The 20,611-nt window shown below is 51.4% G+C and carries 13 protein-coding genes; 12 read left to right on the top strand and 1 reads right to left on the bottom strand.

From position 1 onward, the window contains the following. Window position 1: 1 nt before the first annotated feature. The 8 genes from paaB to ACUUHJ_RS26695 all read left to right on the top strand — a co-directional run bounded on the left by paaB (window position 2) and on the right by ACUUHJ_RS26695 (window position 7,110). Complete coding sequence (gene paaB, locus ACUUHJ_RS26730) at window positions 2-334, top strand: 1,2-phenylacetyl-CoA epoxidase subunit PaaB (RefSeq protein WP_015893218.1); 333 nt, start codon at window positions 2-4, stop codon at window positions 332-334. 17 nt (window positions 335-351) lie between these two features. Continuing rightward, the gene (gene paaC, locus ACUUHJ_RS26725; RefSeq protein WP_472300458.1) at window positions 352-1,185 is read left to right on the top strand and encodes a 1,2-phenylacetyl-CoA epoxidase subunit PaaC; all 834 of its coding nucleotides are present in this window, start codon (window positions 352-354) and stop codon (window positions 1,183-1,185) included. A 17-nt stretch (window positions 1,186-1,202) separates the two neighbouring features. Continuing rightward, window positions 1,203-1,706: a 1,2-phenylacetyl-CoA epoxidase subunit PaaD gene (paaD, locus tag ACUUHJ_RS26720; RefSeq protein ID WP_289674572.1), complete on the top strand. Its 504-nt coding sequence runs from the start codon at window positions 1,203-1,205 to the stop codon at window positions 1,704-1,706. Between the two features lie 24 nt (window positions 1,707-1,730). Then, window positions 1,731-3,173, top strand: coding sequence for an NAD-dependent succinate-semialdehyde dehydrogenase (locus ACUUHJ_RS26715; RefSeq protein WP_472300456.1), 1,443 nt, complete (start codon window positions 1,731-1,733; stop codon window positions 3,171-3,173). Window positions 3,174-3,724: 551 nt separating this feature from the next. Further along, the gene (locus ACUUHJ_RS26710; RefSeq protein ID WP_472300455.1) at window positions 3,725-4,597 is read left to right on the top strand and encodes a cytochrome c oxidase assembly protein; all 873 of its coding nucleotides are present in this window, start codon (window positions 3,725-3,727) and stop codon (window positions 4,595-4,597) included. 43 nt (window positions 4,598-4,640) lie between these two features. Further along, on the top strand, window positions 4,641-5,099 hold the full coding sequence (locus ACUUHJ_RS26705) for a DUF420 domain-containing protein (RefSeq protein ID WP_015893213.1): 459 nt from the start codon (window positions 4,641-4,643) through the stop codon (window positions 5,097-5,099). A 38-nt stretch (window positions 5,100-5,137) separates the two neighbouring features. Further along, window positions 5,138-6,073: a heme o synthase gene (gene cyoE / locus ACUUHJ_RS26700; RefSeq protein WP_015893212.1), complete on the top strand. Its 936-nt coding sequence runs from the start codon at window positions 5,138-5,140 to the stop codon at window positions 6,071-6,073. A 122-nt stretch (window positions 6,074-6,195) separates the two neighbouring features. Continuing rightward, entirely contained in the window at window positions 6,196-7,110 is a 915-nt protein-coding gene (locus ACUUHJ_RS26695; protein ID WP_015893211.1) for a COX15/CtaA family protein, read from the top strand. Between the two features lie 497 nt (window positions 7,111-7,607). Here ACUUHJ_RS26695 and ACUUHJ_RS26690 read toward each other — a convergent pair whose 3' ends face one another. Beyond that, complete coding sequence (locus tag ACUUHJ_RS26690; RefSeq protein WP_472300453.1) at window positions 7,608-8,084, bottom strand: hypothetical protein; 477 nt, start codon at window positions 8,082-8,084, stop codon at window positions 7,608-7,610. A gap of 136 nt (window positions 8,085-8,220) precedes the next feature. Between ACUUHJ_RS26690 and ACUUHJ_RS26685 the strand changes: the two genes are divergently transcribed. Genes ACUUHJ_RS26685 through addA form a run of 4 tightly spaced genes read left to right on the top strand, consistent with a single transcriptional unit; the run spans window position 8,221 to window position 20,418 of the window. Further along, window positions 8,221-9,462 (top strand): exonuclease SbcCD subunit D, encoded by a 1,242-nt coding sequence (locus ACUUHJ_RS26685; protein WP_472300452.1) that lies wholly within the window; start codon window positions 8,221-8,223, stop codon window positions 9,460-9,462. Further along, on the top strand, window positions 9,459-13,109 hold the full coding sequence (locus ACUUHJ_RS26680; protein WP_472300450.1) for an AAA family ATPase: 3,651 nt from the start codon (window positions 9,459-9,461) through the stop codon (window positions 13,107-13,109). The genes ACUUHJ_RS26685 and ACUUHJ_RS26680 overlap by 4 nt, the downstream gene beginning before the upstream one ends. Before the next feature lie 15 nt (window positions 13,110-13,124). After that, window positions 13,125-16,622 carry a helicase-exonuclease AddAB subunit AddB gene (addB, locus tag ACUUHJ_RS26675; RefSeq protein WP_472300449.1) on the top strand — a complete coding sequence of 1,166 codons (3,498 nt, stop codon included), beginning with the start codon at window positions 13,125-13,127 and terminating at the stop codon, window positions 16,620-16,622. Then, window positions 16,591-20,418, top strand: a complete 3,828-nt coding sequence (gene addA, locus ACUUHJ_RS26670; protein WP_472300447.1) for a helicase-exonuclease AddAB subunit AddA — start codon at window positions 16,591-16,593, stop codon at window positions 20,416-20,418. The genes addB and addA overlap by 32 nt, the downstream gene beginning before the upstream one ends. Window positions 20,419-20,611 lie beyond the last annotated feature (193 nt).

Raw genomic sequence — 20,611 nt, 5'->3', positions numbered from 1 at the left:
AATGAGCAACGAAAACTTTTTCATATACGAAGTATTCAGCCAAAAAAGCGTAAATGCTCCGTTCGTCCAACAGTTCAGTTTGTTGGCACCCAATAAAGAAGTTGCTTTGAGTATGGCGAGGGAGAATTTCCTGCGCCGTGAGCCTTGTTTTAATTTGTGGGTAGTCAAGCGCGACGACATTTTTGGACTGCCGCCAGAGGAGCGTCCTTTCTTGGAAAGACTCGACAACAAGAGCTACCGGGAGACCAAAGGATACGGCGATTTGCAGTCGAGATGGCGCCACCATCGTGAGCAGTACGAAGAAAAACAGAAGCATGCAGGCAACGGCAGTTAAGCAGGAGGGATACAATCATGGGCGACCGTTTACATGTAGAAACAGTGGAAGCAGCAAAACAAAACCCGTCATTTGCAAAAGCCTTGACCGACCTGTTGTTCCAGCTTGCTGATGACGATTTTATATTGGCTTATCGCGGATCGGAATGGCTTGGGCTGGCTCCGCATATTGAAGAAGATGTGGCTTTTTCATCGATGTCTCAGGACATGATGGGCCATGCCGTAATGTTTTATGACATGCTCGAGCAACTAGGAGTGGGAAAAGCAGACGATCTCGCACAGCTGCGCGAGGCGAAGGCGTTTTCCAATGCGATCTTGGTAGAGCGTAAAAACGGCGACGGTGAGTACAATGATCATCCCCATTACGATTGGGCTTATGCGATTGTTCGCAGCTATGTGTACGGCTTATACAAGCAGGTTCGCTTGGAGGCTCTTACGCAGTCGTCATACGCACAACTCGCGCTGGTCAGTCGCAAAATGATGACAGAGCATCGCTACCATCTGATGCACTGGCAAGTTTGGTTGAAGCAATTGGCGAACAGTACGGCTGATGCACGTCAGAGGCTGGAGGCAGCTATCGCAAAAGTTTGGAAGGATGCCGGGGAGTTGCCTCAGCTTGGACCAAACCAAGTCGATATCGTTCAACTTGGCCTGATTGCAGAAGAAGAGCAACTGAAACAAAAATGGCTGACACTGACAAAAGACATTTTTGAAAATGCAGGACTTGACTGGCCAGGCGAGCCAGGAGTGCCACAAGAGCGCGGTCGTCATGGGGAACATACTGCTGATCTGGTGCAAGCTTTGGCAACCTTGTCTGAAGTGTATCGCATTGATCCGGCTGCGGGCTGGTAAAAAGGGGTGATTCTCTCATGGCGCAAGAAGGACTGCAACTGCATGAAGAGCTTGAAGCGACATGCTGGGAACTGCTGCAGCAAGTAACCGATCCCGAAATCCCGGTGATTAGCATGGTAGAGATGGGGATGATCCACAAAGTGCGCGTCGAAGCAGACGTCGTACACGTCGAGGTGCTCCCTACCTTCGTCGGCTGTCCGGCACTCGAGATCATGAAGAGAAACATCACAGAAAAGCTGGTGGAGGCAGAAGGAATCAATCAGGTTCAGGTAGCGTTCGTCTATGATCCAGCCTGGACATCTGATCGTATCGCTTTGGATGCTCGCGATAAGCTGAAAAGCTTTGGCATCGCGCCGCCACCGCTTGACTTCAAACCGGGAGACACATGGGAAGTAGCCTGTCCCTATTGTGATTCCCCGTATACACAAATGGAAAATTTGTTTGGCCCTGCTGCTTGTCGAAGTATTTTGTATTGCCGGCACTGCAAAAATCCGTTTGAGGCCCTAAAACCAATCTATTGAGAGAGATTGAGAGGAGCGAATGTCATGGGAGAGTACAAACAAATGTTTATTAATGGAGAATGGGTGAATGCCGAGAGTGGCGAGTCCATTCAGATTACGAATCCTGCTACAGGTGAAACAGTTGGAACCGTAACCTTCGGTGATGGCCGTGATGCCAACAAGGCCATTGACGCTGCTCATCAGGCATTTGCCAGCTGGTCTCGACTGACTGCTCGCGAGCGCGCCAAATATTTGTACAGCTTGTCTGAGCTGGTGAAAAACAATCGGGATGAACTGGCGGGAATCATTTCTGCTGAAATGGGCAAGCCTTTGGGCGAGGCAAAAGGCGAAGTGCTGGGTGCTGCTGATAACTTTGTTTGGTACGCAGAAGAGGCCAAGCGTGTCAATGGAGAAACGATCCCATCCTCGGTTCCCAACAAGCGCATCATGGTGCTGCGCCAGCCTGTAGGGGTGGTAGGGGCGATTACCCCATGGAATTTCCCAGTGAACATGGTTGCACGTAAGATCGCTCCGGCTTTGGCTGCGGGCTGCACGGTGGTTTTAAAGCCAGCAGAAAGCACGCCGTTGTCTGCGATTCGCATGTTTGAGCTGATTGAGCAGGCTGGCTTTCCAAAAGGCGTCGTAAACCTCGTCATTGGAAATCCGGAATCGATTGGGAAGGAGTTTATCGACAATCCGAAGCTCTCCAAAATCGGATTTACAGGCTCCACCCGTGTCGGCAAGCTGCTGATGGAAGGCGCGGCGAAGCAAGTGAAGCGCGTCAGCATGGAGCTTGGTGGTCACGCACCGTTCATCGTATTCCCGGATGCGGATCTGGATGCAGCCGTAAAAGGTCTGTTTGAGAGCAAGTTCCGTAACTCCGGTCAAATGTGCATTTGCACGAACCGTCTGTACGTCCACGAGGATGTCGCAGATGCGTTTACAGAAAAGCTGGTAGAGCGTCTGAAGCGTGCGAAGGTAGGGGATGGCCGCCAGAAAGAGACGGAGATCGGCCCACTGGTAAATGAGCGTGCCTTGAACAAGGTGCTCGAGCATATCGAGGACGCCAAGGACAAAGGCGGTCAAGTGGTATACGGCGGAAATCGTTTGGTTGAAGGTGATTATGCGAAGGGCTTCTATTGCGAACCAACCTTGATTGCTGGCGTTACAACGGATATGAAAATCTCCTTTGAGGAAACATTTGGCCCTGTCGTTCCACTCGTGCGTTTTACAGAGGAAGCGGATGTCGTACAGATGGCAAACGACACACGTTACGGCTTGGCTGCTTATGTGTACACCCGCGATAATCAACGTTGCTTCCGCATGGCTGAGCTCCTCGAATACGGAATCGTCGGGATCAATGACGGATCGCCAACCCAGACACAAGCGCCATTTGGTGGTTTCAAGGAAAGCGGAATCGGCCGTGAGGGTGGCCGCTACGGAATGGATGAGTATTTGGAAACCAAGTTCGTTTCCTTTGGTTTGTAAGATAAGAAGAGAAGAAGAGTTCAGACAAGATCTGGACTCTTCTTTATTTTTTTATAGGAAGTGTTTTAAAAGGTACGATGTCCCAATAAAGCTGGTAGGAAGAAAAAGCACAGGTCTCGTAGACCTTGACAACGCCTACCCAGTCGGAACTTCCAAAAGAGGACCACGCTTGTCGAACACTTCTTCTCTGAGAAACTTCCGCCCGTAGGGTGGCTTTGGCTCGACGGTCCCCTTTTGGAAGTGGAGACGGACAGTAAATCCCCCTTGCGGGCGTGTCAGAGTCGGAGAGAACTGTGCTTTTTCTTCTCCTCCACCATGATGACTCAATTCACAATGGGTTTTATGTGAATTTTTCGAATTGTATTGTTCAACACTTTGTTCATTTTTGTCTTCAAAGAAAAAGGGAATAAACGGTATAATGGAGATTGGATCAAGGGCAACATTTAATAGATAAAAATTGGTATTTCATATTGACCCAAAATGTACATATGACGACGCCCAGCGAGTTAGGCAACGTCCAAGATTTCACATTCGGAAGGGAGGATATAAACTTGGGAAATGCACATCAAATGCACGAGATGTCACCGGCTACCGGATCAGCAACCTTTTCGGATTTATGGAGTCCGGATGTGATGCTTTTATCGTTGCTCGTGACTACTGTCTACTTTCTTCTAACAGGTCCCATGCATAAACGTTTTGAAAACGCTACACCGGCGACTGGCAAGCAAAGAACGCTTTTTGTGTTAGCAATCGTGTTGTTTTACGTTGCACAAGGAAGCCCTATCAGTTATTACGGCCATCATTACATGTTTAGTTTACACATGCTTCAACAATCGATCTTGTACTTTGCTCTGCCACCGCTCATGCTTCTGTCCATGCCTGAATGGCTTTTGGCCAAGATTTTTCGTCCGAAAGCGCTGAAGCTCATCCTAAACGCTTTGACACATCCGTTAGTGGCAGCGCTGTTGTTCAACTCCCTGTTTTCGTTTTACCATGTTCCGTTTATTTTTGATGCCGTTGCGATCAACCATGAGTGGATGACGTTTTATCATATCATTCTCGTGATTGCCGCATTTGCAATGTGGTGGCCTATTGTGAGTCCGTTGTCTGATAACAAGCGACAACTGGCGGGATTGAAAAAACTGTCGTACGTTTTTGCAAACGGTGTCTTGATTACGCCAGCCTGTGCGCTGATTATTTTTGCCTCGGAACCTTTGTACGCTACGTATATAGCCGCTCCACAGCTATTCCAGAGCCTCGACGCGTTTAACGATCAGCGTCTTGGCGGAATCATTATGAAGCTGGTACAGGAGCTTGTTTACGGTTGTGTGCTGGCCTATGTCTTCTACCATTGGTACAAGGCAGAGAAGCAGGACGACTTGCCGATGGATCAATCTTTCGGTGTTGAAAAGCCGACTTTTTAAATATGCGCGAACAGCAGAAACGTTTGTTGAATGAGGTGAAAAAATGGGGCTCATCTTGCCTACGGTAAGTACGACTTTTATCGTTATTAGCGGAATTCTCGTTGCGATTGGCTGGTACGCCATTGCGAAAAAGCAAGTAGATAAGCATATGAAGATTATGAAATGGGCTGCAATCTGTGCCACGATCTTCTTTATCACTTATGTTTCCAGAACGGCTTTTATCGGAAACACTCATTTTGGCGGACCTGACAGCATCAAGCCAATCTATCAGACGTTCTTGTTCTTCCACATCGTCCTGGCAACAGTCGGTGGTGTGATGGGTCTGATTACACTCAGGTACGCTTACACGAAAAACTATGCTTCTCATCGGAAGATCGGTCCTTGGACGTCCATTGTCTGGTTTGTCACTTCCATTACGGGAGCTGCGGTTTATCTGCTACTGTACTGGATTTATCCAGGTGGCGAGACGTCTGGCGTGCTGGATGTCATTTTTGGTAAGTAATCGGATGTTCAGATAGAAGGAAACAGGAGGTACAAAACGTGGACCAGCAAATGACCGTGCAGGAATCGCTTGATGCCGATGCTTCTTTGCAGACACAGCCGGTAGGGCCAGCTACCTTTCGGGATTACGTACAACTGACGAAGCCAGGTATTACTCTGTCAAACTTGATGACCACTTTTGCTGCTTTATGGTTAGCGTCCTACGGTTATCCGAACTGGAAACTGGCTTTTTTCACCATGTTGGGAACCGCTTTGGTCATTATGTCGGGTGCGGCTTTAAACAATTTCTACGACCGTGATCTGGACAAAAAAATGAAGCGGACGCAACATCGGGGGGTAGCGACAGGAAGAATATCTGCACGTAACGCAATCCTCTTAGGAATTGGCCTGCTCTTGGCAGGGGTTACTGTGTTGGCTGTTTATGCGAATCCCTTGGCGGCGGTTTGGGGATTGATCGGCCACATTTTTTACGTACTGATTTACACGCCGTTGAAACGAGTGACAACTCTCAATACGGTGATTGGCGGTATTTCAGGTGCAGCTCCTCCCGTGATTGGGTGGGTAGCAGTAACAGAGACCATGGACATGACTGCTTGGCTGTTGTTCCTGGTTTTGTTCTTGTGGCAACCTCCCCATTTTTTGGCGTTGGCCATGTTAAAAACAGAAGAATACCGTGCAGGTAATCTGCCGATGCTACCTGTAGTAAAAGGCTTTGCCGAGACGAAGCGACAAATGGTGCTGTGGGGTTCGGTGCTGTTCCCGGCTTCTTTGCTGCTTTTCATCCACGGTAGCCTAGGCTTTGTGTATTTGCTCGTCATGGGTGTGATGGGGATTGTGTACATGGTTCTGCTTTTCCAAGGGTTCAAAACCAAGGATGATCTTGCTTGGGCACGCAAACTGTTCGGCTACTCCATCCTTTATTTGACAGTGTTTTGTGCAGCGATCGTCATTAGTACCATGGTCAACTATTATTGACACGAAACACTCACTAAATGTTCACGGAACATCCCTTGCTTAGCAGGGGATGTTTCATTATCGTAAAAGAGGACATAGAACGAGGTGTTGTTTGATCCTCACAAGAAACAGGGTGACTTACTATGGGAAAATGGCTGAAGCCATTAGCTTTTCTTGCTACCTTGATCATGTTTATCGTGATGGTAGCCGGTTCGCTTGTTACAAAGACAGAATCAGCACTCGGCTGTGGAAACGACTGGCCGCTGTGCAACGGTAAATGGGTTCCGGAATACACGTTGGCATCCATTATTGAATATTCTCATCGCCTGATTACAGGTGTTGCCGGTATTGTTGTCGCGATTTTCTCTGTACTTTGCTGGCGCTATTACAAAAACAACCAAGAAGTTCGGAACCTCGCTATTTTTGGTTTGTTTTTCATCGTAGTGGAGTCCATTCTCGGCGCTTCTGCCGTTATTTGGCCACAGTCCTCATCTGTCTTGGCTCTGCACTTTGGATTCTCTTTGCTTGCTTATACAGGCGTGTTCTTGTTGAGTGTGTTCGTTTATCAGCGGGAAAAAACGCAAAGCCTGGTGAAAACGACCGTCTCAAAAGGCTTCCGCAACTGGATGTGGTTCGTCGCCATTTATACATACGCGGTCGTTTATCTCGGAGCGTATGTCAGACATACGGGTTCAAGTATGGCATGCAGTGACTGGCCACTGTGCCAAGGACAGGTCATCCCAGAGTTGTACGGACAGACTGGTATTCATTTTGCACACAGAATCGCTGCGTTGGTATTGGGATTCTTGTTGTTGGGGACAATGATTTACTGCATACGTCATTTCAAGGAAAAACGGCGTGACTTGTACGGTGCAAGTATCCTGAGCTTTATTCTTTGCATCGCGCAGGTGTTCAGCGGTGGCTTCGTAATTATCTACAAGCTTCACCTGTACGCTACTCTGACGCACTCGATGATCATCACGATTTTGTTCGGGATCATCTGCTACATGTGCTTGCAGACGTTGAAGTCACCGACAAATGAAAAGCTGAGAAGATAATTATAAGGAAAAGCTGCGCTCCTGATTCGAGGAGGGCAGCTTTTTTAGTGGCTGTGGTGGGGGAAGAAGTGCATTTCCAGTCTACGCTTCGGCCTACGCCCCGCAAAGGGGAGATTCACTGTCCGCTATGAAATAAATGGCGGGAGCGCTTCAAACGTTGAAGTTTCGAGGATGTATCCCATAGGTGAAGCTGAAATTCCCCGCCATTCATTTCTACGCTAGGTAGGGCTCCAGAGGCGCTTGGACTGGAAATGCACTTCTTCCTACGCGACTTTTTATTAAGCACCTTCCGAATAACTCGAAGAAGCTATCTGTTCTACTTTCACAATGGCGTAAAAGTATCGGTAACACATGCACAGCTGTTAGAAGTCCTGTCACATGTTCGGAAGGAGACCGCCCGAACGCAGAGAGGAAAAAGGCGACTGGAGAACATGTGGCAGGACTTCTCCCCACTACAACGGATAGAAGACAACGCATTTACATACCGAACCGTCAGGCTATTGCCCAGACGGTTTTTCAACATTCATCGGAACAAAAACACCATTTTCCCAACGATAAATTTGCAAAGAAGTCTCGAGTTTGCCCGGAAGTGGTTCACCTGTATCCGGGTTTAGCTCCTGTTGCGTATGCCAGTAGTAGAGCAAAGGTTTTTCAGAGTCGTCATGAAGGATTTGATAACTGCCAACAGTTTGGAAAAGTTGACCACCCGGCATGGAAACCGTTTCCCGCAGCAGCCCTTCCCATGCTTTGACTAGACGCCCTTTGTCCAAATACCACAAATTCGCCTCGTAGATACATATGCCGGAGCCGCCTGTATGTTGGATGGTTTCAAATACTCGTTTTTCTGCGAGCAAACGTAGTTCGGTGTCGTCGTTCTTGTCGATCTCAGAGCGATTCACTTCACGCGTAAAGTCCAAATGATCCAATTGCAGGCGAGGTGGATTCCATTCCTCTTCCGGGATGAGATCGATCAATCATGAGCCTTTCAGTTGGAAGGCGAGCAGTCAGGAGCAAAAGTTACGGAGAAGTGGAGTAAATTTCAACCGCGAACAGCGCTGTCTTTTGTTACAATGAAAAGCAAACACATGATCGTGGAGAGTGATAGTAGCTATGCGGATATTACATACAGCCGATTGGCATTTCGGGCGGCAATTGGAAGGGCGGGATCGCCGTATTGAGCAAGCGGCGTTTGTGGACGAGCTTTGTCACATAGCGGATGAGCGGGAAGTGGACTTGGTGCTCATCGCTGGGGATGTGTACGACTCGGTCAATCCGCCTGCTTGGGCGGAAGAGCTTTTTTATGATGCATTGGAGCGCTTGTCTTCCGAAGGCAGGAGAGGTGTTGTCGTGATAGCCGGGAACCATGACCAGCCTGAGCGGGTGCGGGCAGCAGCGCCGCTTGCGACAAAGCACGGGATCGTTTTGTTGGGGTTGCCAAAAGAAGCGCCATTGCTGACACAGGAAGCATCGTCTGATCGCGTGCAAATTGTGCAGGGAGGACCTTCTTGGCTGGAAATGAAGATTCCTGGCTGCGCTGCGAATGCGGTCATTCTGGCATTGCCATATCCTTCTGAATCGCGATTAAAGGAGCTGTTGAGCGAAAGCTTTACCCAGGAGCAGATGCAGCTTGCTTTTTCCGAGCGCATTGCACAATTGCTTGCTGATCTGTCTGTTCATTTTCGCGAGGATACGGTCAACCTGGTCACGAGTCACTTGTTTGTCATGGGGGGGAAAGAAACGGATTCCGAACGACCGATTCAAATTGGGGGAGCGTTGACTGTATCGCCGCAGGCTTTTCCGAAGAACGCTCATTATGTGGCACTCGGCCATCTTCATCGACTGCAAAAGCTTAGTGACAAGCCGTTGGTGCGTTACAGCGGCTCACCGATTTCGTACAGCTTTTCTGAAGCAGGACAGAGCAAGGCAGTCGTACTGGTTGAGGTGGAGCCAGGGCAAGAAGTACGTGAGGAGATCATTTATTTGACGAGCGCACGGCCATTGGCACGTTGGAGGGCGACAGAGGGAATCGAGCAAGTAGAGCGCTGGTTGGAAGAGGGACGCGATGCAGGGGCATGGATTGACTTGGAACTGCATGTGTCTGGCGTGATCGACCCGGCAGAATTTCAACGTGTCCGTAAGCTATCGGATGATTTCTTGAAAATACAGCGTGTTGTCGTGAGGGAAGAGCGTGAGGAGGAAGAGGAACAGCGGGTCGAGCTGACAGAGCTTTCGTCCGATCAATTGTTCAAGCGCTTCTATGAACGAAGACGGGGAGCAGAGCCGGATGAGCAGCTCGTGGCCTTGTTCCAGCGTCTATTGGCAGAAACCGGAGGAGAGGGGGAAGAAGAGTGAGACCGATACGATTGAAGCTGGCAGGGATGCACAGCTACCGAGAAATGCAAGAGGTCGATTTCGAAGTGCTATGTCAGGCGGGACTGTTTGGGATTTTTGGCCCGACTGGAAGCGGGAAATCGACGATTCTGGACGCCATCACGCTTGCGTTGTACGGGCAGGTTGTCCGGCTGGGCGGGGGTAATCACCCAAAAGAAGTGCTGAACCAACTGGAGCAGCGTGTTTTCGTTTCCTTTACCTTTGAGCTGGGTACTGGCGATGAGCGCAAGCAATATACGGTGGAACGGGAATTTGGCTTGGATAAAAAGGGGAACAAGCGACAACCGGAAGTGAGGCTGATTCAGTCGGGAGCCTTGACCGGAGAGCCGGATGTCGTATTGGAGTCCAAAGCCACGTCCGCGACAGCTGCGATTGAGGCACTGATTGGTCTCACTTTGCAGGACTTTACCCGGGCGGTCGTTTTGCCACAAGGTCAATTTTCTCGCTTCTTGACGCTGAAGGGCAGTGAACGCAATGAAATGCTGCAGCGAATGTTCCGCCTACATATATATGGGGAAAAGCTGAGTGAACGCGTACGGCACGCGTTGGAGCAGGTCAAGGAACAGATGCATCGCTTGCAGCTGGCGAGTGCAGCACTGGGTGACGCAGGTCCGGAAGCCTTGGAGCTGGCGAGACAAACGTGGGAGGAAGCTGCGCAAAAAGAGCAGGAATTCACCCAGCAAAAACAGGAGCTGGCAGGGAAGCTCAAGGAGCTGGAGCAGCTTAACCAATGGCATCAGGAGCTAGTGCACGTCCAGGCGCAATTACAGCAGCAGGGAGCAAATGAAGCGGAAATGGCAGCTCTCACTGCAAAGATTCGCGAGTGGGAGTCGAGTATTCGACTGTGGCCATTAGTCCAGCAATATGAGCGCTTGGATCAGGAATGGCATGCGATCGGTGCGGGATTGGAACGCAGCCGCGAGCAACAGGAGAGCGCACGTTTGGCCGTAGAGGAGGCAGAGCAAGCGTATCAGAAGGTTCAAGCCGAGTTGGCTGTACAGGAGCCGTTACTGATTCAGCAAAAGGGCAGGCTGGTACAGGCACAGGAGTGGGAAGAGGAGCTAAAGGCGATCCGGGAAGAGTGGACAGGTCTGGAACGTGAATGGAACGAAGTGTCGGTTGCCTTGACCAACATAGAACAACAGCTAGAAAAGGATGAGGCCGACTTAAAAAACTGGGAGCTTGCGTGGGCGGAACTGCAAGAACAGATGAAGCAGGTCACGATCTCTCCCGAATGGCGAGCGCAAATAGGAGCGGCCAGAGAAGCAAAGCAGCAGTGGGAGCGGGACCATGCCAAGGTACGTGAGCTGGAAAAAGAACAACTCACAGCACAGCAGCAAATTCAGGCGGCAACTCATACTGCCGATGAGCACAAACGCAGTTGGGAAGCGTGTGCGAATCGCTTGGCACAAAAAAGAGAAGAGCTGGCAGCACCAGCTGACGCGGCTTTAATGAGCGAAGCAGAATGGGAGAAAGCAAGAAATGTCCTGGCAGATATGAAGCAGGTAGGTCGCCAGTGGCGGGAAGTATTGCAGGCTTTCTCAGCCTGGCAGGAGAAGTCGCAACATATCATCCAGGAGCGTAAGCAGTTAGAGGAGCGCAATCAAGAGCTGACTCGGGCAGTAGAGGCAAGTGAAGCACTTGTGAAGAGTCAACTGACCCAAAGAGATGAGCTGCGCCAGGAATGGGAACGCTGGCAGCAGGAAAATATGGCGCGATTTTTGCGCGAACGTTTAGAGGAAGGCAAAGAGTGTCCGGTATGTGGTTCCGAACATCACCCACACGGCCACCAGAACCATACAAAAGCATCTGAAGCGGGAACGGAGGGTGATGCCCTGCGTGTTCGAATCAAAGCGTCAGAAGAGGCATTGCGTGCGGCTGAACAAGAAGCAGGCAATACCAAGGAAGCTTGGTTGGCAGCAAAGGGAGCGCTTGCTGCTTTTGATGAGCGCCTTGCAAGCGTAAAGGCTGAACAGGAGCAGCTGGAAGCGCGCTTGGAAGCGATCAAGGCAGAGTGCAGCGGCTACGGACAGCCTTGGATCGTGGATTCTTTTGAAGAGCTGATCGCTGTCTATCAGCGTGAGGAAAAAGAACTGATTGCCAAGCAAGCGGAAAGAGAGCGGCTAAAAGCAGAGCGTGAGCAATTGCAGCAGCAGCTGGAGGCCTTGCGTGAGGAAGAAGCGGAAAAGAAACGCTTGATGGAGCGCAGTTCGCTGTTGCTCGAACAGGCACAGAAGGCGATCCATGACAATAAAGCGCGTCTGGACGCTGCATCCATGCAAGAAAAGCAATCTAGAGAAGAGCTGGACGCGAAGCGCAATGAGCTTCCCATCGAGGAAATCGAACACCAGTACGAGGAAATCGGAAAATCAGATCGCCGTCTGGCAGAGTTGCAGCAGGTGCGATCAGAGAAAGAAACACTGCGCGGAAAGCTGATGATGCAGGTAGAAGCCGCCAAGTCGCGCAAGGTAGAGGGAAAATCACGGGAAGCGGCGCTGAAGGAAAAGCTGGAAGATAGAAAGCGCATGTGGGAACAAAAGCATGCTCAATGGCTGGAGCGTACGGGAGGACTTACTGCACAGGAATGTTTGATGCGGGTAGAGGATTCTCTCCTCGGCTTACGTCAGGCAGTCACGCTGGCAGAGACAAAGCGCAAAGAGACCTCCGAAGCGCGGGAAACGGTGCAAAACAATTTGGTCAAGTATTCGGAGACACTGGCGATTCTGACACGGCAACGCACGGAAGCTCACGAGACTTTGTACCAAGGCTTGCAGGAAACAGGTCTCGGTACTGTCGATTATGTACGGGAGCGGTACGCAGAGCGCGAGCAATTGCCACAGGCACAGGAGCAAGTCGAGGCTTACACGAGAATCGCAGGGCAGCTTCGTTATGAGGAAGAACGGCTGCAACAAGCTATAGCAGGCCGTTCGTTTACGCAGGAAGAGCTCACCACCGCAAAAGAGGCGTGGGATCAATGGGAGCAAGCCTTCCAGGAGGCGCAAAAACAAGTCGCTGTCGCCAAAGAGCATGTGGATCGCATGGAAAAAAATCATGACAAATGGCAAGAGCTTCACAAAGAGATGATACAGCAGCAGGATGAGCAGAGCCGCTTGGAAGAGTTGAAAAAATTGTTTGAAGCCAAGGCGTTTGTCCAGTTCATTGCGGAGGAAAAACTGGTATCAATCGCAAGAGACGCTTCCTATCACCTGAAGCGGATGACCGCCAACCGTTATGGACTGGAAATCGGCGACGAGGGCGAATTTGTTTTGCGGGATGAGGGAGCTGGAGGAATGCGCCGTCCAGTAAGCACATTGTCTGGCGGGGAAACATTCCTGACTTCCTTGTCGCTGGCTCTTGCCCTGTCGATGGAGATTCAAATGCGTGGCGGACGCCTGGAGTTTTTCTTCCTGGACGAAGGCTTTGGAACACTCGATCCGGAGCTTTTGGAAGTCGTTATGGATGCGCTCGAGCGACTGCGTATGGACGATTTCACCATCGGAGTCATTAGCCACGTCCCGGAAATACGTGTGCGCATGCCGCGTCGTTTGGTCGTAACACCAGCAGAACCGATGGGAAAAGGAAGCATGCTGCATCTGGAAATGGAGTAGGGAAGGGGAAAAATCATGGCAGTCCAATTTATACTGGGACGGGCAGGAACGGGGAAGACAGAATCGATCCATCGGCAGATGCAAGCCCGGCTGCGGGAAAAGCCGTTGGGTTCGCCTATGATTCTGCTCGTGCCAGAACAGGCAAGCTTTCAGGAAGAGTATGCGCTCGCTACACTGCCAGAGCTGGGCGGTGTGATGGGGACGCAAGTGCTCAGCTTCGGTCGATTGGCTCACAGGCTTATGCAGGAGCTGGGCGATTTGACTACCGTGCCTGTCGACGATCTGGGTAAGCATATGGTTTTGCGCATGCTTTTGGAGCGGCACAAGGAGGAGCTGAACGTTTTCGGACGCTCGGCGACACAGCCTGGGTTTGCTGCTCAGCTCGGTCGCTTGATTAGCGAGTGCAAATCGTATGGGGTATCCTTCACCCATTCCGAGAATGTGGAATGGGGAGGAGCCAATCTGAATCAAAAAATACATGACCTTCGCTTGATTATGAATGCGTACGAGGCTTACTTGTCAGAGGGGTATTGTGATGCGGACGACATCCTGAACCGAGTGGCCACGATGGTGCGTGATTCCATGTACATCAAGCAGGCTGAAATATTTATCGATGGCTTTACCGGGTTTACGAATCAAGAGCTGCGCTTGATCGAGCAGTTGATGCAGCACGCCAAGCAGGTGACGATTGCGCTGACGCTTGACCCGAATGAACGTGACGCCTCTGTGGATGAACTGGGGCTATTTCACCCTACGTTACGAACGTATCAATCCTTGACTCTGATGGCGCGTGAATCGGGTGTATCCATCGCCAAGCCGCTTTTATTGACCGAGGCACAGCGATTCGAGAGCAGTCCGTGGCTGCGTCAGGTCGAGCAAGTGTATTTCCAATGGGGAGACCCGCCGATCCCGGATCAGCCCGGACGTGCCGACGAAGTGACGATGCTCTCAGCAGTGAACAGGCGGGCAGAGGTAGAGGCGGTGGCTTTGAAGCTCCTGACTCTGTCGAGAGAAGAGGGGTATCGCTGGAAGGACATGGCGATTTTGCTTCGGGAAATCGGGACGTACGCTGATGAGATTTCGGCTGTGTTTACCGAATACGGCATCCCGCACTTTCTGGACCAGAAGCGCTCCGTCATGCACCATCCCTTGGTAGAGCTGGTGCGATCGGCACTGGAGGTCATTGTTACGAGGTGGCGGTACGACGCTGTTTTCCGCTGCTTGAAAACGGACCTGCTCCTTTTGGATATTACCGATGAGCATACAGCTCGCAAGGAAATCGACCGGCTGGAAAACTACGTATTGGCTCATGGTGTCTTTAGCTATCAATGGGCAGAAGAATCTCCTTGGCATTTCCGCGGGCAGGCAGGCGCTGAGGAAGACGCGCAAATCGATGAGTTGAGACGCAAATACGCAGCGCCGCTCCTGTCCTTTGAAAAAGAGATGAAGCAAGCAACGGGTTTAAACGTACAGGAAATGACCCTTGCCCTGTACAACCTTCTGATCGCGCTGGATGTGCCTAACAAGCTGGAGCATTGGCAGCGAAAGGCGGAAAATGACGGCGATCTCGATGCAGCACAGGTGCACGGACAAGTATGGACAGGATTGATCGAGCTGATGGATCAGGTCGTGGAGGTCATGGGTGACGAGAGTATGGATCTGGCGACATTTGCCCGTGTGCTCGACAGCGGTCTGGAGACGATTGAATTGGGACTCGTTCCCCCGGTACTGGATCAGGTGCTGATCGGGGCCATGGAGCGCTCCCGTCAACCGGATGTCAAAGCGCTGTTTTTGCTTGGCGTAAATGAGGGCATTATTCCGTTGCGGCCAAAAGAAGAAGGAATTTTGGATGAGGCGGAACGTGAGCGACTGGCTGAAATGGGAATGTCTCTGGCGCCGAGTGCAAAGCAAAAGCTGATGGCTGAGCCTTACCTGCTATACCAGGCGATGACGAGACCGTCAGAGAGGCTGATCCTAAGCTGTGCGTTGGCGGATGAAGAGGGAAAGGCACTGTTGCCTTCCTCCGTGTTTACCCGCATCCGGGAAGTACTGCCGGATATCCCACATCAGGTGTTTTACAATGAACCGACGGGACAGTACGAGACAGATGCATTTCTGCTCGGACATCCGAGACGTGTGTTCCGACATCTTTTGACGCTATTGCGATCGATGAAGAAAACAGGAGAGCTGCCAGACTTCTGGTGGGAGGTATACGACTGGTATATTCGTGCTTCCCCCGATGTCAAACGGGAGCAGTGGCTGTTGTCCGGTTTGCGCTATTTCAACCGACCGCAGGAGCTGGATTTGGAAACGAGCACGACCTTGTACGGCAAACAACTAAAAATGAGCGTATCTCGTCTGGAGCGGTTCCAGTCATGTCCGTTCTCGCATTTTTCTTCCCACGGTCTCAGATTGGCGGAGAGAACGATGTACAAGCTGGAGCGTTTCGATGTGGGGGAGCTGTTCCACGCTTCACTCAAGCGAGCCGTTGAAAAAATGAACGAAGACAATCTGGAGTGGAGCAAGCTGACGGAAGACCATAGCATGCAGCTGGCAAACGTGGTTGTAGAAGAACTGGTTCCTGCGACTCGCAGCAGTATTTTGACGCGGACAGCCCGGTATCGTTATTTGTCCGGCAAGCTGAAGCGAGCAGTTGGACGCGCGATTTACGTACTTGGGGAGCATGCGAAGCGCAGCCGTTTTGCCCCAGTAGGACTAGAGGTTTCGTTTGGGCCGAATTCAGATTTGCCGGGATTGGCTTTAACGCTTGAAAATGGCGTGGAGCTTCAGTTAATCGGACGGATTGACCGTGTTGACCAATCACTGGATAGTGAGGTCCCGTATTTGCGCGTGATTGACTACAAATCCAGTCCCAAGCAGTTATCTCTCTCGGATGTGTGGAACGGTCTGAATTTGCAACTACTGGTCTATTTGGATGTCGTCGTGGCAAATGCCGAGGAATGGCTGGGGAAAAAAGCCGAAATGGGAGGCGTTTTCTACTATCAGGTAGCGGATCCTTTTGTGACGGCAAAACGCTTGCTAACGGCAGACGAGGCGGCAAAGGAGCGGGCAAAGCGTTTGCGCATGAAAGGCTTGATGCTCGCAGACCCAGAGCTGGCACGAATGATGGATGGCTATGTAGAGCAAGGGGCGTCAGAGCTGGTGCCATTTGAAATCAAAAAGGACGGAACGCTTTCGTCGCGATCCTCCGTGGCAACAGTCGAGCAATTCCAAGCTTTGACCTCCTATGTTCGCGATACTGTGAAGCAAATCAGTACGCGTATGACCAACGGGGAAATTCAGATCGAACCGTACACAAACGGGACGATGACCGCTTGTGATTACTGTTCGTACAAGCCGGTATGCAAATTTGATGGAGATGCGGGCGGGAATGAGCACCGACAGCTTGCCAAATGGAACAACAAGCAAATATGGAGCATGCTGGCAGAGCAGCAGATGGCAGGAGAAGGAGGTATGACCGATGGCGGATCAACAATTGCAGGCCAAGCCTGAACAATGGACGGACGAGCAATGGCAAGCGATTATTCAGCGCGGGAACAATCTCCTGGTGGCTGCTGCGGCAGGCTCTGGGAAAACCTCAGTCCTGGTTGAGCGGATTATCCGACGCATCATGGACGAGAAGGACCCGGTTGGAGTCGACCGACTGTTGGTGGTGACCTTTACCAATGCGGCTGCAGCAGAGATGCGTCACCGGATTGGCGATGCCTTGCGGAAAGCATTGAAGGATGACCCGCACTCTTCTCATCTACGCCGACAACTGGCACTGCTCCAGCGGGCGACGATTACGACACTTCACTCGTTCTGCTTGGGGATTTTGCGCCAGTATTATTATCTGATTGAACTCGATCCTGATTTTCGCATTGCCGATCAGATGGAAGGGGAGCTTTTGCGTCAGGATGTCTTGGAGGAACAGCTGGAGAGCTGGTATGAGAATGACGCGGACTTTCATGCATTAGCTGATGTGATGCTGGACGGTCAGGATGACCATGCCCTCACCCTGTTGCTGCTCAGGCTGTATGAGTTTTCGCGCAGTCATCCGGCACCAGAACAATGGCTCGAGGAAGCGGCAGGAATGTTTGCGGTTCACGATAAAAACGGTCTGGACGGGCTGGAGTGGAGTAGAAGCGTGCTGCGTTCTGTGGAGCTGGCACTCGGTGGAATGACCGCTAAGATGCGCAGGGCAGTTCTTTTGGCTGGCTCACCGGAAGGGCCTGCTGGCTATTTGCCTTTGCTTGAGGCGGAAGCCGCTGCCCTGCACCGTGCAGGAGCGGCTTGCAGAGATGGCTGGGAAGCGACCGTCGAAGCTGTTCGTGGAGTTGTATTTGCCAAGCTGCCTCCGGTGAGAGGCACAGATCCGCTCGTGAAGGAACAGGTGCAGGACCTGCGAAACAGTGTGAAAAAGGAACTGGCAGAGCAAATCGAGCAATACTTTTTTACGCCAGCCGAGCAGTACGTCGCGGACTTGCAACGGATCGCTCCTCACATGCAGACATTGGCTAGGCTGGTTACAGCATTTTCGGATGCTTTTCAATTGGAGAAGCGCTCACGTGGCTTGGTCGACTTTGGCGACTTGGAGCATCTGGCTCTGCGTGTTCTAACCGAAACGAATGAGTCTGGGGAGACTGTTCCTTCGTCTATCTCCACTCAATTGCGCGAACAGTTCGCTGAGGTGCTGGTAGACGAATACCAGGATATCAACCTGGTGCAGGAAACAATCTTGCAAATGGTTTCCCGAGACGGAGCGAATGGTCAGCCAGCGAATCGCTTCATGGTGGGTGACGTGAAGCAGAGTATTTATCGGTTCCGCTTGGCAGAGCCGAAGCTGTTTCTCGAAAAATATGTAACCTATCAAAAAGATGGTGATGCCGATGAAATGTGCATCGGACGGCGTATCGATCTGGCGGCGAACTTCCGCAGTAGAAGGGAAGTCGTAGATGCCGTTAACTTTTTGTTTCGTCAGATCATGTCTCACGGGGTAGGTGAGATCGGTTATGATCCTTCGGCGGAGCTGATCAACCGCGCATCTTATCCTGAAGTACAACCGAACCGTTTGCAGGCAGAGATGCATCTGATCGACCGGAATACAGCGATAGCAGAAGAAGGTCAGGCAGTAGTTGCAGAGGCGACAGAGGAGGGTGAAGCAGCTATTCCCGATGGAGAGTCCGCAGAGGAAGCGAGTGTGGCACAGCTGGAAGCACGCCTGATTGCCAGCCGTATTCGCCGCTGGATGGAGCCGGGCGAGGGAGAAGAGCCGCTACTCGTTTTCGATAAAAAGGCTGGGGGAATGCGCCCGCTGGCCTATCGCGATATCGTTATTTTGCTTCGTGCGACCTCAGGCTGGGGGCAGACGATGCAAGAGGAGCTGCACGCAGCAGGAATTCCAGTGTATGCAGAGCAGACTGCGGGCTATTTTGCGGCGACTGAGGTAGAAACGATGCTCTCCTTACTGCGTGTCATTGACAACCCGCTCCAAGACATTCCATTAGCAGCCGTATTGCGATCACCTATCGTCGGTTTGCGGGAGGAGCAACTTGCTCAAATCCGCATTCACTACGCGACAGGGCCGTTTCACCAAGCTGTTCTTCAATATGCAGAAGAACGCCCGCCCAAAGAGTCGTGGGAGAAAAGGCTGCGACAGTTCTTTGGCCGATTGGATCTATGGCGGACAGAGGCTCGCAGAGGTGCTTTATCGGAACTGCTGACGACGCTGTACCGGGAGACAGGTTATCTCGATTATGTAGCGGCTCTGGAAAACGGTCAGCAGCGACAGGCCAACTTGCGTGCGCTCTATGATCGGGCAAGACAATACGAAGCTGGTTCCTATCGTGGTTTGTTCCGCTTTTTGCGTTTTGTCGACCGCCTGCAAGAAGCGGGCAATGATATGGGCGAAGCAAGAACCATCGGGGAAAACGAGGATGTCGTACGTATCATGACGATCCACAAAAGTAAGGGGCTGGAGTTCCCTGTTGTTTTTGTGGCGGGCATGGGCAAGCAGTTTAATACGATGGATTTGAAAAGCCAGTTTTTATTGCATAAAGATCTGGGCTTTGGCCCGATGGCTGTTGAGCCCTCCATGCAGCTGCGCTATCCGAGTTTGGCTGCGCTAGGCATCCGGCAAAAACTGCGTCGGGATATGCTGGCGGAGGAAATGCGTGTGCTTTATGTGGCTTTGACGCGTGCACGTGAGAAGCTCATTCTTGTCGGTTCATCCAAGGATCTCGCAAAAAGTGTGACGGACTGGGGCAGACAGGATGACAGCGAGCGGCTTAGTGACGAAGACTTGATTCAGGCAAAAGGATACCTGGACTGGGTAGGGCGTGCGATGCTGCGACATCCAGGGGCAGGATTGCTGCGGGCATATCCAGAAAAACAAGGCTCAGGGGACGTCGTGAGAGTCAGAAGTGTGCCGGATGATTCGGTCTGGTCGTTTCACTTCTATCAGGCAGATGAGCTTCGTGCCCAAGGAGAGTCAGCCAACGACGAGGCGTCACTGTGGGAACGCATGACGAGGCGAGAGGCGATCGCGGAACGACCGTCTGATGACACTTTGCGAGAGATTGTCGACAAGAGATTAGCATGGCAGGACCCGCATCCAATTGCGCCTCGCGTAGCTGCGAAATGGAGTGTCAGCGAACTCAAGCGACATGCCAAAGTCAGCAAAGGCGGACAGCCACTTACACTGCCGTCGATTACGGAGAAACCAAAGTTTTTGTCTGAGCAAAAATCCAATCGACTGACAGCAGCAGAAAAAGGGACAATTACGCACTTAGTATTCCAGCATCTCGATTTGAAGCGTCCGCTGGATGAAGCAGATATTCAGGAGCAGGTGACGGCACTCGCGGCACGCCGCTTTTTGACTGACGAGCAGGTACAAGCTGTAGACGTTACTCAGATCGCTCGATTCTTCGCTGATTCTTTGGGGCAGCGAATGAAGTCGGCGGCGGTCGTGCATCGTGAGTTGCCATTTACCCTTGTGCTGCCTGCTTATGAGGTAGAAGCGGAGCTGGGTGAAGAGAGCGACGAGAAGGTTGTCGTGCAAGGGGTCATTGATTGCCTGTTGGAGGAGCAGGATGAAAGCCTGGTTCTGATCGATTTCAAGACAGATTGGATGGCAAAAGAGGCGACTGCCGAAGCCATTGAAGAGATGAAGAGAAGATACGAAGGCCAGATCAGGCTATACGTCCGAGCGATCAAGCAGATCATCAAGCCAAAAGGGAACGTGTCTAGTTATCTTTATTTACTCTCAGGTGGTTTCTCTCTTTCGTTTTCGGATGAAAGCATGGATTAGTATGTTGGACCGTCAGAGTTATTAGCTCTGGCGGTCTTTTTGTTTAGTAGAGCTGCTGTGGTGGGGGAAGAAGCGCATTTCCAGTCTACGCTTCGGCCTACGCCCCGGAAGGGGATTCACTGTCCGCTCCGGAAAAATGGCGGGAGCGCTTCAAACGTAGAAGTTTCGAGGAGGTTTTTCATAAGTGAAGCTT

Source organism: Brevibacillus schisleri (assembly GCF_055685845.1).
The sequence above is the reverse complement of the archived record's forward strand: the minus strand, read 5'-3'. Positions and strand labels throughout refer to the sequence as shown.

Bases quoted from the DNA above. Each gene is read 5' to 3' on its own strand.
- paaB (WP_015893218.1), top strand. From the start codon at position 2: ATGAGCAACGAAAACTTTTTCATATACGAAGTATTCAGCCAAAAAAGC.
- paaC (WP_472300458.1), top strand. From the start codon at position 352: ATGGGCGACCGTTTACATGTAGAAACAGTGGAAGCAGCAAAACAAAAC.
- paaD (WP_289674572.1), top strand. From the start codon at position 1,203: ATGGCGCAAGAAGGACTGCAACTGCATGAAGAGCTTGAAGCGACATGC.
- ACUUHJ_RS26715 (WP_472300456.1), top strand. From the start codon at position 1,731: ATGGGAGAGTACAAACAAATGTTTATTAATGGAGAATGGGTGAATGCC.
- ACUUHJ_RS26705 (WP_015893213.1), top strand. From the start codon at position 4,641: ATGGGGCTCATCTTGCCTACGGTAAGTACGACTTTTATCGTTATTAGC.
- ACUUHJ_RS26695 (WP_015893211.1), top strand. From the start codon at position 6,196: ATGGGAAAATGGCTGAAGCCATTAGCTTTTCTTGCTACCTTGATCATG.
- ACUUHJ_RS26685 (WP_472300452.1), top strand. From the start codon at position 8,221: ATGCGGATATTACATACAGCCGATTGGCATTTCGGGCGGCAATTGGAA.
- addB (WP_472300449.1), top strand. From the start codon at position 13,125: ATGGCAGTCCAATTTATACTGGGACGGGCAGGAACGGGGAAGACAGAA.
- addA (WP_472300447.1), top strand. From the start codon at position 16,591: ATGGCGGATCAACAATTGCAGGCCAAGCCTGAACAATGGACGGACGAG.